This window comes from Streptomyces sp. NPDC088733 (genome assembly GCF_044751185.1).
Classification (GTDB): Bacteria; Actinomycetota; Actinomycetes; order Streptomycetales; family Streptomycetaceae; genus Actinacidiphila.
Window position 1 is genome coordinate 574,023 of the sequence record NZ_JBIVLH010000003.1, and the last position, 14,091, is coordinate 588,113.

At 72.4% G+C, this 14,091-nt stretch carries 14 protein-coding genes; 7 read left to right on the forward strand and 7 right to left on the reverse strand.

Annotated elements, in window-relative coordinates; all coding sequences use genetic code 11:
- Positions 1–15 precede the first annotated feature (15 nt).
- Positions 16–1,383 (reverse strand): FAD-binding oxidoreductase, encoded by a 1,368-nt coding sequence (locus ACIP64_RS08720; protein WP_401583138.1) that lies wholly within the window; start codon positions 1,381–1,383, stop codon positions 16–18.
- A gap of 152 nt (positions 1,384–1,535) precedes the next feature.
- Positions 1,536–2,681 (reverse strand): 4-hydroxyphenylpyruvate dioxygenase, encoded by a 1,146-nt coding sequence (gene hppD, locus ACIP64_RS08725; protein WP_401583139.1) that lies wholly within the window; start codon positions 2,679–2,681, stop codon positions 1,536–1,538.
- Between the two features lie 146 nt (positions 2,682–2,827).
- Here hppD and ACIP64_RS08730 point away from each other — a divergent pair, with 146 nt between their 5' ends.
- The 7 genes from ACIP64_RS08730 to ACIP64_RS08760 all read left to right on the forward strand — a co-directional run bounded on the left by ACIP64_RS08730 (position 2,828) and on the right by ACIP64_RS08760 (position 9,030).
- Entirely contained in the window at positions 2,828–3,304 is a 477-nt protein-coding gene (locus tag ACIP64_RS08730; RefSeq protein WP_360906165.1) for an Lrp/AsnC family transcriptional regulator, read from the forward strand.
- 45 nt (positions 3,305–3,349) lie between these two features.
- Positions 3,350–3,997, forward strand: a complete 648-nt coding sequence (locus tag ACIP64_RS08735) for an ABC transporter permease (RefSeq protein ID WP_360906134.1) — start codon at positions 3,350–3,352, stop codon at positions 3,995–3,997.
- Positions 3,990–5,231 (forward strand): betaine/proline/choline family ABC transporter ATP-binding protein, encoded by a 1,242-nt coding sequence (locus ACIP64_RS08740; RefSeq protein ID WP_401583141.1) that lies wholly within the window; start codon positions 3,990–3,992, stop codon positions 5,229–5,231. The genes ACIP64_RS08735 and ACIP64_RS08740 overlap by 8 nt, the downstream gene beginning before the upstream one ends.
- Positions 5,228–6,076 carry an ABC transporter permease gene (locus ACIP64_RS08745; protein ID WP_401583143.1) on the forward strand — a complete coding sequence of 283 codons (849 nt, stop codon included), beginning with the start codon at positions 5,228–5,230 and terminating at the stop codon, positions 6,074–6,076. The genes ACIP64_RS08740 and ACIP64_RS08745 overlap by 4 nt, the downstream gene beginning before the upstream one ends.
- Positions 6,073–7,053 carry a glycine betaine ABC transporter substrate-binding protein gene (locus ACIP64_RS08750; RefSeq protein WP_401583145.1) on the forward strand — a complete coding sequence of 327 codons (981 nt, stop codon included), beginning with the start codon at positions 6,073–6,075 and terminating at the stop codon, positions 7,051–7,053. The genes ACIP64_RS08745 and ACIP64_RS08750 overlap by 4 nt, the downstream gene beginning before the upstream one ends.
- A 66-nt stretch (positions 7,054–7,119) precedes the next feature.
- Positions 7,120–7,725, forward strand: a complete 606-nt coding sequence (locus tag ACIP64_RS08755; RefSeq protein WP_401583146.1) for a helix-turn-helix domain-containing protein — start codon at positions 7,120–7,122, stop codon at positions 7,723–7,725.
- A gap of 24 nt (positions 7,726–7,749) precedes the next feature.
- Positions 7,750–9,030, forward strand: a complete 1,281-nt coding sequence (locus ACIP64_RS08760) for an MFS transporter (protein ID WP_401583148.1) — start codon at positions 7,750–7,752, stop codon at positions 9,028–9,030.
- Positions 9,031–9,040: 10 nt separating this feature from the next.
- On the opposite strand, the gene ACIP64_RS08765 is transcribed toward ACIP64_RS08760, so the two are convergent.
- The 5 genes from ACIP64_RS08765 to ACIP64_RS08785 all read right to left on the reverse strand — a co-directional run bounded on the left by ACIP64_RS08765 (position 9,041) and on the right by ACIP64_RS08785 (position 14,082).
- The gene (locus ACIP64_RS08765; RefSeq protein ID WP_401583150.1) at positions 9,041–9,829 is read right to left on the reverse strand and encodes a S16 family serine protease; all 789 of its coding nucleotides are present in this window, start codon (positions 9,827–9,829) and stop codon (positions 9,041–9,043) included.
- Positions 9,830–9,887: 58 nt separating this feature from the next.
- Positions 9,888–10,553: a helix-turn-helix domain-containing protein gene (locus tag ACIP64_RS08770; RefSeq protein ID WP_360906141.1), complete on the reverse strand. Its 666-nt coding sequence runs from the start codon at positions 10,551–10,553 to the stop codon at positions 9,888–9,890.
- A 297-nt stretch (positions 10,554–10,850) separates the two neighbouring features.
- The gene (locus ACIP64_RS08775) at positions 10,851–12,653 is read right to left on the reverse strand and encodes a DEAD/DEAH box helicase (protein WP_401583152.1); all 1,803 of its coding nucleotides are present in this window, start codon (positions 12,651–12,653) and stop codon (positions 10,851–10,853) included.
- 845 nt (positions 12,654–13,498) lie between these two features.
- On the reverse strand, positions 13,499–13,864 hold the full coding sequence (locus ACIP64_RS08780) for a type II toxin-antitoxin system death-on-curing family toxin (RefSeq protein WP_401583154.1): 366 nt from the start codon (positions 13,862–13,864) through the stop codon (positions 13,499–13,501).
- Positions 13,865–13,881: 17 nt separating this feature from the next.
- Positions 13,882–14,082: a hypothetical protein gene (locus ACIP64_RS08785; RefSeq protein ID WP_401583156.1), complete on the reverse strand. Its 201-nt coding sequence runs from the start codon at positions 14,080–14,082 to the stop codon at positions 13,882–13,884.
- Between the last annotated feature and the right edge of the window lie 9 nt (positions 14,083–14,091).

Consider the following 14,091-nt stretch of genomic DNA (forward strand, 5'->3'; position numbering starts at 1 on the left):
GTGCGGGCGCGGCCTTCAGAACAGCTTGCCGGGGTTGAGGATGCCGAGCGGGTCGAACACCGCCTTGATGCCGCGCTGCACCTCCATGCCCACCGGGCCGAGTTCGCGGGCCAGCCACTCCTTCTTCAGCACGCCCACGCCGTGTTCGCCGGTGATCGTGCCGCCGAGTTCGAGCCCGAGCGCCATGATCGCGTCGAAGGACTCCCTGGCCCGCCGGGACTCCTCCAGGTCGGCCGCGTCGAAGCAGACGACGGGGTGGGTGTTGCCGTCGCCGGCGTGGGCGCAGACACCGATGGTCAGTTCGTGCTCGGCGGCGACGGCCGCGACCCCGTCGAGCAGGGCGCCCAGCCGGCCGCGCGGCACGCAGACGTCGTCGATCATCGTGGCGGTGGAGACCCGCTCCAGCGCGGGCAGCGCCATCCGCCGTGCCTGGAGCAGCATTTCGGACTCCATGGCGTCCTCGGCGGGGACGACCTGCGTGGCGCCCGCGGCCAGGCACAGCTCCCCCACCGCGGCCAGGTCGGCGGCCGGGTCGGGGGTGTCGAAGGCGGCCAGCAGCAGGGCCTCGGTCGACTCGGGCAGGCCCATCGCGGTCATGGCGTTGACCGCGCGCACCGTCGTGCCGTCCATGAGCTCCAGCAGGGACGGCACATGGCCGCCCGACATGATGTCGCAGACCGCGGCGCAGGCCGCCTGCGCGGAGGGGAACTCGGCGACCATCGCGAGCTGGGCGGGCGGGGCCGGCTTGAGCGCGAGGATGGCGCGGACGACGATGCCGAGGCTGCCCTCGGAGCCGACGAACAGCCGGGTCAGGTCGTAGCCCGCGACGCCCTTGGCGGTACGGCGCCCGGTGCGCATCAGGCGCCCGTCGGCGAGCACCACGTCCAGCCCGAGCACGTACTCGGCGGTGACGCCGTACTTCACGCAGCACAGGCCGCCGGATCCGGTGCCGATGTTGCCGCCGATGGTGCACTGCTCCCAGCTGGAGGGGTCGGGCGGGTAGTACAGCCCGCGTTCGGCGACGGCACGGGACAGCGCGGCGTTGACCACCCCGGGCTCGACGACCGCGACCCGGTCGACGGGGTCGATCTCCAGCACACGGTTCATCCTGGTGAGCGACAGCACGATGCAGCCCTCGGACGCGTTGGCCGCGCCCGACAGGCCGGTGCGGGCGCCCTGCGGCACCACGGGCACCCGCAGCGCGGTGGCGGTCCGCATGATGTGCCGGACCTCCTCGACGGTCCGCGGCAGGCAGACGACGGCCGGCGCTCCGGCCGGGCAGAAGCTCGCCATGTCGTTGGCGTAGGAGGTGGTGACGTCGGGGTCGGTGAGGATCGCCTCGGCGGGAAGCCCGGCGCGCAGCCGTTCGATGAGATCACCCATGCCCACAGCCTCGCACCGCCGGGGGCGGCGGGGAAGGACGCCGACCGGCGATCCCGCGGCGGCGGGCTCCCGGGACCGGGGACGCGGCCGGCGCCGGACCACGCCCTCCCCCGCGGGGGGGCGGTCCGGCGCCGGAATTCACGGCGAAGGGATCAGAGGTTGCCGCGGCGCTCCTGCTCGCGCTCGATCGCTTCGAAGAGGGCCTTGAAGTTGCCCTTGCCGAAGCCCATCGAACCGTGGCGCTCGATCATTTCGAAGAAGACGGTCGGGCGATCCTGGACGGGCTTGGTGAAGATCTGCAGCAAGTAGCCGTCTTCGTCCCGGTCTACGAGGATCTTCAGCTCCCGCAGGGTCTCGATCGGCACGCGGGTGTCGCCGGCCCACTCGCCGAGGGTGTCGTAGTAGGAGTCGGGCGTGTCCAGGAACTCAACGCCCGCCGCGCGCATGGCGCGCACGCTGGCGACGATGTCGTTGGTGGCGAGCGCGATGTGCTGGACGCCGGGGCCGCCGTAGAACTCCAGGTACTCGTCGATCTGCGACTTCTTCTTCGCGATCGCCGGCTCGTTGATGGGGAACTTGACCTTCAGCGTGCCGTCCGCCACGACCTTTGACATCAGGGCGGAGTACTCGGTGGCGATGTCGTCGCCGACGAACTCCTTCATGTTCGTGAAGCCCATGACGCGGTTGTAGAAGGCGACCCAGTCGTTCATCCTGCCGAGCTCGACGTTGCCGACGCAGTGGTCGATCGCCTGGAAGAAGCGCTTGGCCGGCGGCTCCACGATCGGCTCGGCGGCGACGTAGCCGGGCAGGTACGGGCCCTTGTAGCCGCCGCGCTCCACGAGGGTGTGGCGGGTCTCGCCGTAGGTGGCGATGGCGGCCAGCACGACCGTGCCGTACTCGTCCGAGACCTCGCGCGGCGCCTCCAGCCCGGTCGCGCCGTGCGCGAGGGCGTAGTCGTAGGCGGCGCGGACGTCGGGGACCTCCAGCGCCAGGTCGACGACGCCGTCGCCGTGGGCGGCCACATGCTGCTCCAGGAAGCGGCCGTGGTCGGTCGCGGCCCGGACGACGGAGGTGAACACGAACCGGGCACTGCCGGACTCCAGCACGTACGACGCGGTCTCGCGGCTGCCGTTCTCCGGTCCGGAGTAGGCGACGCGCTTCATGCCGAAGGCGGTCGAGTAGTAGTGCGCCGCCTGCTTGGCGTTGCCCACCGCGAAGACGACCGCGTCCATCCCCTTGACCGGGAACGGGTCGGCGTCGCCTGCGGTGCCGGGGGTGTGATCCAGGGTCTCAGTCATGGCGCCAGCCTCGCCCCGGGGGCCAAGGTGCGCAATAGTTCCAGGAACGAGTGAGCAATCTGTACAGCGGTTCGGGCATAACGGGCGGCATTCTGCACAGAGTGACCACTGTCACAGCGGCGACCACACGAGGGCGGCGGGACATCATGGGCATCGACCGACTGGACGGCCGGCTGATCGCGCTCCTCGCGCGGGAGCCGCGGATCGGCGTGCTGGAGGCCTCCCGGCGGCTCGGCGTGGCCCGCGGCACCGTGCAGGCGCGGCTGGACCGGCTTCAGGCCAATGGGGTGATCCGGGGCTTCGGCCCGCAGGTGGACCCGGCGGCGCTCGGCTATCCGGTGACGGCGTTCGCGACGCTGGAGATCAAGCAGGGCCAAGGCCCCGATGTGCGCGCGCACTTGAGGGCGGTGCCGGAGGTGCTGGAGCTGCACACCACGACCGGCCAGGGGGACATGCTCTGCCGCCTGGTCGCCCGGTCCAACGCCGATCTCCAACGTGTGATCGACCGGGTTGTGGGCTTTGATGGCATCGTGCGGGCCGCCACCGCGATCGTCATGGAGAATCCGGTCCCGCTGCGGATCATCCCGCTGGTCGAGCAGGCGGCACGGGACGCGGAACCGTGACCGGCGCCGCCGGCGGCGGGCGAGGCAGGCAGGTGGTGAGGCCGGATGAGCTTCTGGGCGTACCTCACCAGCCGCCGCGAGCAACTGCTGGCCGACGCCTACCAGCAGGCCAGCCTGGTCTTCCAGTGCATGGTGCTGGCCACCGCGATCGGGGTGGCGGTGGGCGTGCTCAGCTACCGCCGCGGCTGGACCGCGGGCCTGGCCGTCACCTCCACCGCGACGATCCTCACCATTCCCTCCCTGGCGCTGATCGGTCTGCTGATCCCCTGGCTGGGCCTCGGCGTCCCCCCGACGGTCACCGCGCTGACGCTGTACGGGCTGCTGCCGGTGGTGCGCAACACGATCGTGGGCCTGCGCGGGGTCGACCCGGCCCTGGTGGACGCCGCCCGCGGGATCGGCATGTCGCGCCCGGCGGCGCTGGCCCGGGTGGAACTGCCGCTGGCGTGGCCGCCGATCCTGACCGGCATCCGGGTGGCGACGCAGATGCTGATGGGCATCGCCGCGATCGCCGCGTACGCCTCGGGTCCGGGCCTCGGCAACGAGATCTTCCGCGGCATCGCCTCGCTGGGCAGCGCCAACGCCCTCAACCAGGTGCTGGCCGGAACGATCGGCATCGTCGTCCTCGCGCTGCTCTTCGACGCCGCCTATGTGCTGATCGGGCGGCTGACCATCCCGAGGGGGATCCGTGGCTGAGGCGGCGGGCGCGACCATCGAGCTGGAGCAGCTGACCAAGCGCTACCCGGGCAGCGCGGAACCGGCCGTGGACAGCGTGTCCATGGAGATCAAGGCGGGCGAGACGGTGATCTTCGTCGGGCCGTCCGGCTGCGGCAAGTCCACCACCCTGAAGATGATCAACCGGCTGATCGAGCCGACCTCCGGGCGCATCCGCATCGGCGGCGAGGACGTCACCGACATGGACCCGGTGAAGCTGCGCCGCAAGATCGGCTACGCGATCCAGTCCTCCGGGCTCTTCCCGCACATGACGGTCGCGGAGAACATCGCGCTCGTCCCCCGGATGGTCGGCTGGTCCAGGGCCCGGGTGCGGGAGCGGGTCGCCGAGATGCTGGACCTGGTGGGCCTGGACCCCCGCGAGTTCCGGGGCCGCTACCCCCGCCAGCTGTCGGGCGGCCAGCAGCAGCGGGTGGGCGTGGCGCGGGCGCTGGCCGCCGACCCGCCGGTGCTGCTGATGGACGAGCCGTTCGGCGCGGTCGACCCGATCACCCGCGACCACCTCCAGGACGAGCTGATCCGGCTCCAGCACGAACTGCACAAGACCATCGTCTTCGTCACCCACGACTTCGACGAGGCCATCAAGCTCGGCGACCGCATCGCGGTGCTGCGCGAACGCTCCCACATCGCCCAGTTCGACACCCCGGAGGCGATCCTGACGAACCCGGCCGACGACTTCGTCTCCGGTTTCGTCGGTGCGGGCGCCGCCCTGAAGCGGCTCAACCTCACCCGGGTCCGCGACGTGGGCGTCGCCGACTTCCCGACGGTGAGCGTGGACGACCCGCTGCAGTCGATCTTCGACCGGCTGCGGGCGTCGAGCCTGACCAACGAACTGCTGCTGCTGGACCGCAAGGGCCGCCCCTACAAGTGGCTGCGGCGCGGCGACCTCATGCGGGCCAAGGGCTCGCTCGCCCGCGCCGGGACGCTCGTGGGCGACACGGTCACCCGGGACGCGACGCTGCGGGACGCCCTGGAGGCGGTGCTGACCGACAGCAGCGGGCGGGTCGCGGTCACCGGCCGGCGCGGGGAGTTCACCGGCGTGGTGGACATGGAGACGCTGCTCAACTCCGTCCACGAGATGCTGGAGGCCGACCGGCTGGCGGCGCTGGAGCACCGGCACGACCTGGAGGAGCTGCGGGCCCCGCAGACCCGGGCGGAGCAGGAGGGCGCCGACCACGAGCCGGGGGCCCGCGCATGACGCGCCGCAGGGGCGCCGCGGACGCCGGCCTCCCGTCCGCCCCGGGGGACGGCGGGGCCCCCGGAGAAGGGGAATCAGGGGAGCCGTCCGCGCCCGGCGCCCCGCCCGGGCGGCGGCCCACCTGGCGGCACCTGGTGGTCACCCCCGCCGTGCTGGCCGCCGTGCTCGTCGCCACCTATGTGTGGATCACGTCGGTCCACCTCGACTCCATCGCCGCGAACGCCCTGGCGGGCGACACCGTACGGGTGCGGCTGTGGCAGCACGTCGAGCTGACCGCCTGGTCGACCTTCTGGGTGCTCGTCATCGCGATCCCGCTGGGCACCGCCCTGACCCGGCGCGGGCTGCGGGCCGCGGCGCCCGTCGTGACCGCGGTCGCCAACGTCGGGCAGGCGACCCCGGCCATCGGGATGCTGGCGCTGCTGGTGATCTGGCTCGGTATCGGGCCGCGCACGGCCCTGGTGGGCATGGTCGTCTACGCCGTGCTGCCGGTGCTGTCCAACACCATGGCGGGGCTCAGGGCGATCGACCCGACGCTCGTCGAGGCCTCGCGCGGCATCGGGATGTCGGCGCTGGGCACCCTGTCGCGGGTCGAACTGCCGCTGGCCGTACCGCTGATCCTCGCCGGGGTGCGCACGGCGCTGGTGCTGAACGTCGGCACGGCGACGCTCGCCACCTTCGTCGGCGGCGGGGGCCTGGGCGACATCATCACCACCGGCATCGTCACCCAGCGCATGCCGGTGCTGATCCTGGGCTCGGTGCTGACCGTGGTGCTGGCGCTGCTGGTGGACTGGCTCGCCTCGCTGGCCGAGCAGATGATGCGCCCGCGCGGCCTGGAGGACACATGAGCCGCCGCCGCACGACCGTTGCCCTGGCCTCGTGCGCGGCGCTGCTGGCCGCGGCGCCGGGCTGCGGGCTCAAGAGCGGCAGCCCGCTGGCCGACGACGTCCGTCCCGGCAGCCTCGGCCGGGGCCTGCCGCTGAAGGGCGCGACGCTGACGGTGACGTCCAAGAGCTTCAGCGAGCAGATCGTCCTCGGCTCGATGATCGGGCTGGTCTTCAAGGCCGCGGGCGCCGACGTGGTGGACCGGACGAACATCCAGGGCTCGATCGGGGCCCGCGAGGCCGTCCGGTCCGGCGACGCGGACGCCATGTACGAGTACACCGGCACCGCCTGGATCACCTACCTCGGCAACGACGAGCCGATCACCGACCCGCGGGCGCAGTGGCAGGCCGTCCACGACGCCGACCTGAGGAACGGCATCACCTGGCTGCCGCCGTCCACCCTCGACAACACCTACGCGCTCGCCACCACCCGGGCGAAGAACCGCCCCTACGGCCTGCGGACCCTGTCCGACGTCGCCGCGCTCTCGCACCGGAAGCCGTCGGCCGTCACCTTGTGCGTGGACAACGAGTTCGCCTCCCGCGACGACGGGCTGCCCGGCATGGTGAAGGCGTACGGCATGAACCTGCCCGCCTCCCACATCCGCAAGATGGACACCGGCGTCATCTACACCCAGATCCCGAAGCCGGGTTCCTGCCTGCTCGGCGAGGTCTACACCACGGACGGCCGGATCGCCTCCCTGCACCTGGAGGTCATGGAGGACGACAAGCACTTCTTCCCCAACTACGACGCCGCGCCCGTCGTCAACAGCAAGGCCCTCAAGCGCTGGCCGGCGATCCGGGACCTGCTGGACCCGATCTCGCGCAGGCTCACCACGGCCGTGGGACGCGAGCTCAACGCCAAGGTCGACGTGGAGGGCGAGGACCCGCGCGCGGTCGCCAAGGAGTGGCTGGTGAAGGAGGGCTTCATCACGGAGGGCTGAGCGGCCCCGCGGCGGGACGCAAAGAAGTCGTTGCAAAGAACTCTTTGCACCCTCTACGGTGGACGCGTGCCCGACGAACCCACCGCCGACGCGCCCGGCCCCGACGTCATCAGCCTCGACCCGCGCACCCTGCGCGGACTCGCGCACCCGCTGCGCATCCGGCTGCTCGCCGCCCTGCGCGAGTACGGCCCCGCCACCGCCTCCGGGCTCGCGGCCCGGCTCGGCGAGTCCAGCGGCGCCACCAGCTACCACCTGCGGCAGCTGGCGACGTACGGGTTCGTGGAGGAGGACCCCGGACGCGGCACCGCCCGCGAACGCTGGTGGAAGGCCGCGCACACCGGCACCCGCTTCAACGCGGCGGGCTTCCTCGCCCACGAGGACCCCGACGTACGCGCCGCCATCGGCCTGTTCGGCCGGGAGGTCGCCGCGGCCCACGCCGACGAACTGCGGACCTGGCTCGACACCCTGGACGACTGGCCGCCGCAGTGGCGCGAGGCCTTCGACCTCAGCGACTTCGCCCTGCGGCTCACGCCCGCACAGGCCCGCGCCCTGCGGGCCGAACTGCACGCCGTGGTGGAGCGCTACCGCGACACGGACACCGAACGGCCCGACGGCGACGACGCCGCGCTCGTCCACGTCCATCTGCACGCCTTTCCGCGCGCCGCGGACTGACCGCACCGACCACGGGGGACCCGCATGGACACCGGAACCGGCATATCCGACGGCACCGAACGGGCCACCGGGCCCGCACCCGATCCACGGCCGCTGCGGCTCGTGCTGGCCGCCAACGTCGTGTCGATCAGCGGCAACGCGCTCACCGTGCTCGCCGTCCCGTGGTTCGTGCTCCAGACCACCGGCAGCGCCGCCCGCGCGGGACTGGCGGCCTTCTGCGGGACACTGCCGGTCGTGGTCTCCGCGCTCGGCGGCGGACCGGTCATCGACCGCTTCGGACGGCGCAGGACGTCGGTGGTCTCGGACGCGGTGTGCGGGGTCGCCGTGGCCGCCATCCCGCTGCTGCACTTCGCCGGGGTGCTGCGCTTCTGGCAGTTGTGCGCGCTCATGGCGGTCAGCGGGCTCTTCCACGCCCCCGGCGAGACCGCCCGCGACGTGCTGCTGCCCGTGCTCGCCGAACGCGCCGGGACACCGCTGGGGCGCGCCGCCGGCTACTTCGACGGCGCCTCGCGCGGGGCACGCATGCTGGGCGCCTCGCTCGGCGGGGTGCTCATCGCCGTCCTGGGCGCGGAGGCGGTGCTGCTGGTGGACGCGGCGACCTTTGGAGTCTCCGCCCTGCTGATCGCCTTCGGCATCCGCGGACTGCGCGGCGCCGAACCGGCCCGGGACGCGGCACCGGCCTCCCTTCGCACCTACCGCGCCGAACTGCGCGAAGGCCTGGTCTTCCTCGTCCGCAGCCGGCTGCTGCTCGCCATCACGCTCATGGTCATGGTCACCAACGGCCTCGACGTGGGCTGGAGTTCGGTGCTGCTGCCCGTGCACGCCGAACGGGAACTCGGCGGCTCGGTCCAACTCGGCCTGCTCTCCGGCCTCTTCGGAGCCGGCGCCCTCGCCGGGGCGCTGGCCTACGGCGCACTCGGCCACCGGCTGCCCCGGTGGCCGGTCTACACCGTGTGCTTCCTGCTGTGCGGGGCGCCGCGGTTCGCGGTCGCCGCCTGGGTGCCCGGATGGGGCGCCCTGGCCGCGACGATGCTGATCGGCGGCCTGGCGGCGGGGGCGCTCAACCCGATCCTGTCCACGGTGACGTTCGAGCACATCCCCGACGAACTGCGCACCCGGACCCTGGGCACCCTGGGCGCCGGCGTCCTGCTCACCACCCCGATGGGCGGCCTCGCGGCGGGCTTCCTGGTGGACGGCATCGGGCTGCCGGCCGCACTGCTCGCCGTCGGCGCGGTCTACCTCGCGGCGACACTGTGCCCGCTGGTCTTCCCCTCCTGGCGCACGATGGACGCCCGCCGCACTTAGGGCCGCCGCCCTAGCAGCTGGGGACCTTGCCGCCGCTCTCGAGCGCCTTGAGGGCGTCGATCGCGCCGTCGAGCGTGGTCACCGGCACCAGGCGCATCCCCTTGGGGAGTTCGGCCCTGGCGTCGGCACACTCGCCCTTCGGCACGAGGAAGACGGTCGCCCCGTCGCGCCGGGCGGCCTGCTCCTTGAGCGGGACACCGCCGACCGCGCCGACCTGGCCGCCCGGCGTGATCGTCCCCGTACCGGCGATCCGGCGGCCCCCGGTGAGGTCGCCGCCGTGACCGTTGCCGTTGATCTTGTCGATGATGCCCAGGCTGAACATCAGCCCGGCGCTGGGCCCGCCGACGTCCGCGAGATGCAGGCCGACCTTCACCTTGGAGGGCGACAGCCCGAGGTGCGCCAGGGCGGCCGTGGTCGCGGCGTCCTGCGACTCGGTCATCTCCGCCTGGTTGTGCTTCTCGATCTCCTTGACGCTGCCGCCGGTCGGGTAGACCGCGTCCCGCGGCATCGCCGCCTGGTCGGTGGCGAACCACGCCTTCAGCACATCGCCGAACCGCACCACGGCGTCCGGGTTCGTCGCGGCGATCGTCGTCATCCGCAGCTGGCCGGAGGTGTCCCGCGTCGGGGTGCCGCTGACGGTGATCACCGGCTGGCCCTGGTCGCTGCCGAGCACGTCGGCCGTCAGCCCCGGCACGACGATCGAGATCGGCAGGGGGGCGAACCCGGCGACCGCCAGCAGGGCGACGACGAGGGCCGCGCACACGGCGAGGGTCCGGCTGCGGGCGGTGGCGAAGGGCATGGGGTGAATGTAGTTCACCGCGCCGGGTGGGACGCGCCACGGGCCTCCCCCGCACCCGCTACCGCAGGGCGTCCGCGACCTCCACCGCCGCCTCCACCACCCGCGGCCCGACCCGCTCGGGCACCGAGTCGGCGAGCATGACCACCCCGACGCTCCCCTCTATCCCGGGTACGCCCACCAGCGGGGCCGCCGCGCCGCTCGCGCCGGCCTCCAGCTCGCCGTGGGTCAGGACGTAGCCGGGCCCCTCCGCGCAGCGCGGGTCGGGCTCGTACGGCTGCGTGTTGCGCCCGGCGAGGATCGCGCGGCCCGCGGCACCGCGGTCCAGGGAGTGCCGGAATCCGGTGCGGTAGGCGACGTGGTAGTCGGTCCAGCTGGGCTCGACGACCGCCACGGCCAGGGCCTCGGTCCCGTCGACCAGGGTGAGGTGGGCCGTGGCGCCGATGTCCTCGGCCAGGGAGCGCAGTGCGGGGAGCGCGGCCTCGCGCAGCAGCGGATGCACCTGGTGCGCCAGGCGCAGCACGCCGAGGCCGACCCGGGCGCGGCCGCCGAGGTCGCGGCGGACCAGCGAGTGCTGCTCCAACGTGGCCAGCAGGCGGTAGACGACCGTGCGGTTGACGCCCAGCTTCATGGCGAGCTCGGTGACGGTGAGCCCGTGGTCGGTGTCGGCCAGCAGCTTCAGGACCCGCAGGCCCCGGTCGAGCGTCTGAGACGTCTCCGCGGTCACGACGCCCCCTTCTCGTGAGTGGTGGCACCTCTCTCACGGCGGGAAGCATGCCGGTCCCACGGCAGGGCGCGGAGAAGCCACCGGTCGGTCTGGCGGTACCGGCTGCGCCCCGAGGCTGCGGGCCACGGCGCGTTGGGTGACCGGAACGGTAGCGATGCGTACCGCTCAGCGGAAGACTTCGTCCACAATCCGGTCATGCGACCGGGCGTGCCGACCCGTCGAACGCAAATCCTCCCGCCGACGGCACGTCACACCGCAAGATTCACAGCACACCTGACAGCCCGTCACTAACCGGGGTCAGCGCATCCGGGTGGCCCACTCCTGGACCTTCTTGATGCGCTCGTTGAGCTGCCCCGCCGTCGCCTCCGCGCTCGGCGGGCCGCCGCACACCCGGCGCAGCTCGTTGTGGATCACCCCGTGGGGCTTGCCGCTCTGGTGGTTGTACGCCGACACAAGGGTGTTGAGCCGCTTGCGGAGCTCCAGCATCTCCTTGTGGCTGACCACCGGGCGCCGCTCGGCGGGCAGTTCCAGCAGATCCGCCTCCGCGTCCGGCTTCTTGCGGCTGTGCGCGATCTGCCGCGCCTGACGCCGCTGGAGCAGCATCTGCACCTGGTCCGGCTCCAACAGGCCCGGAATGCCCAGGTAGTCCTGCTCCTCCTCGCTGCCCGGATGCGCCTGCATGCCGAACTCGGCGCCGTCGTACAGCACCCGGTCGAAGACCGCGTCCGACTCCAGCGCCTCGAACGGCAGCATGTCCTGCTCGCCCGTCTCCTCGTCCTGCTCCTTCTCGGCCTCGGCGAGCTCCTTCTCGGACTCCGCGTACGGGTCCTCCTCGCCCTCCTTCTTCGGCCGGTCCAGGACGTGGTCGCGCTCGACCTCCATCTCGTTGGCGAAGTCCAGCAGCATCGGGATCGTCGGCACGAACACCGACGCGGTCTCACCGCGCCGCCGCGACCGCACGAAACGGCCCACGGCCTGCGCGAAGAACAGCGGCGTCGAGATCGTCGTGGCGTACACGCCCACCGCCAGACGCGGCACGTCGACGCCCTCCGACACCATGCGGACCGCCACCATCCAGCGGTCCTCGCTCGCGCTGAACTCCTCGATGCGGGACGAGGCGTTCGCGTCGTCGGACAGCACCAGGGTCGCCTTGTGGCCGGTGATCTCCCGGATCAGCTTCGCGTACGCCCGCGCCGACTCCTGGTCCGTGGCGATCACCAGCGCACCCGCATCCGGGATCGACTTGCGGACCTCCGTCAGCCGGGTGTCCGCCGCGCGCAGCACATTGGGGATCCAGTCGCCCGTCGGAGCCAGCGCGGTGCGCCAGGCCTGCCCGATCGCGTCCCTCGTCATCGGCTCGCCCAGACGCGCCGCGATCTCGTCGCCCGCCTTCGTCCGCCAGCGCATGTTGCCGCTGTAGGAGAGGAAGATCACAGGGCGGACGACACCGTCCGCGAGCGCGTTCCCGTAGCCGTACGTGTAGTCCGCGGAGGAACGGCGGATGCCGTCGTTGCCCTCCTCGTACGTCACGAACGGGATGGGATTGGTGTCCGAACGGAACGGCGTACCCGTCAGCGCGAGCCGGCGGGTCGCCGGCTCGAACGCCTCCTGGCACGCCTCGCCCCACGACTTGCTGTCGCCCGCGTGGTGGATCTCGTCCAGGATCACCAGGGTCTTGCGCTGCTCGCACCGGTTGCGGTGCAGCATCGGACGCACGCCCACACCCGCGTAGGTCACCGCCACGCCGTGGTAGTCCCGCCCCACCGGGCCCGCGCTGTACTCCGGGTCCAGCTTGATGCCTATCCGCGCGGCCGCCTCCGCCCACTGCTTCTTCAGGTGCTCGGTGGGGGCGACCACGGTGATCTGCTGCACCAGGTGGTTGTGGAGCAGGTACGAGGCCAGGGTGAGCGCGAAGGTCGTCTTGCCCGCGCCCGGGGTCGCGACCGCCAGGAAGTCACGCGGCTGCGTTTCGATGTACCGCTCGAGCGCGCCCTGCTGCCAGGCGCGCAGCTTGCCGGCGGTGCCCCAGGGGGCGCGTCCGGGGAACGCGGGCGAGAGGTGGTGCGAGGCGCTGGCGCTGTGCGGGGCGGTGGTAGTCACGGGCTCCGGGTGACGGGTTGGGGGTCGGGGGGCCGTCACAGCCTACCCGGGGGCGGCGTCCAGGGTTTTTCCCCGCCCTCCCACCCGTGTGCCCCAGGAAGTCTGGGCGCCCCGGCGCAAGTGGTGTGCGGGCCGGGTCCGGGGCCTCCGGGGCTGCACGTCCTGGACCGGATATTTACGTGCGTTTCCAGCACCCACCATCGTTCACCCCGGATACCGCACACAAATATGCCGAACGTCCAGAACATCCACCCCTACGACCCCGCCCCCTCCGTCTTGTCAAGCGCCTGATCCCCGGTGGTGGATATGGAGGCGGCCGTGGCCCGGGTCGCAGTCAGCGCGACGGAATCGGGCCAGCAGCCTTTCGGCCGAGGGGTGTCCGCAGGTGGGCACTCGCGCCCGATCCCCGGCGGGGGTAGGAAGGCGGCCAGGTCACCCGTCGGTGCGGCACGGTCGGCTGCGGTCGATGATCAGCCGGCAGCGCTGGGCGGCCTCGCGATCCTCTCGCGGCACTTCCCGGTGCATTGGCGATCCGGCGCGGTCCAAGTGCCGACAGGTGACGGCCGCGCAGCGCCAACGAGCGGCCTGGGCACGGTGCCGTCTACACCCCCCACCGGGGATCAGGCGCGTGACGAGACCTGAGGGGGCGGGGTCGGAGGGGTGGCGTTCTGGACACTGGAGCATATTTGGGTGCATGGCCCGGGGTGATCAGGCCGGGTGCCTGAGGCACCTAAATGTGCTGTCCAGAATGGCAGCCCCGGAGGGCCCGCACCCGGCCCCCACACAACGCGCGTCGGGGCGCCCTGACTTCACAGGGCACACGGGCGGGAGGGCGGGGAAAGAACCTAACGAGCCGCCAAGCCCCGCAGGGCCTGCCCGATCACCACCGGCTCCGCGACCGCGCCGGACGCCACCGCGATCACCAGATCGTAGGCCGCATCCTGGTCAGCCGACCGCAGATCAACCCCGTTGATATCCAGAAGCACCGCCGCCGCCAGCCACGCGGTCCGCTTGTTGCCGTCCACGAGCGGGTGGTTGGCGGCGATGCCGTGCAGCAGGGCGCCCGCGCCCGCGTAGAGGTCCGGGTACGCGGCGACGCCGAACATGCGGGCGCGCGGCCGGTGGACGGCCGACGCGAACAGGCCCGGCTCGCGCACGGCCGGCGGCAGGCCACCGCACGCGAGGCGGGCGAGCTCCGTGACCTCGGCCACAGTGAGATGGCGCACACTCACTCCCCGAGCCTGCGCAGCAGTTCCGCGTGGGCGTCCGCGAGGGCTTCCCCGGATGCCGTGACGGGGGCCGTGTCGGCCCCCTGGTAGGCGCGTACGGCCGTGCGCACGAGTTCGGCGACCGTGACGCCGTGCGCGTCGGCCAGGTCGTCGAGGGACTCCCACTCGGCGTCGGTGAAGACGAGGGTCAGCTCTTTCACACCGCGACG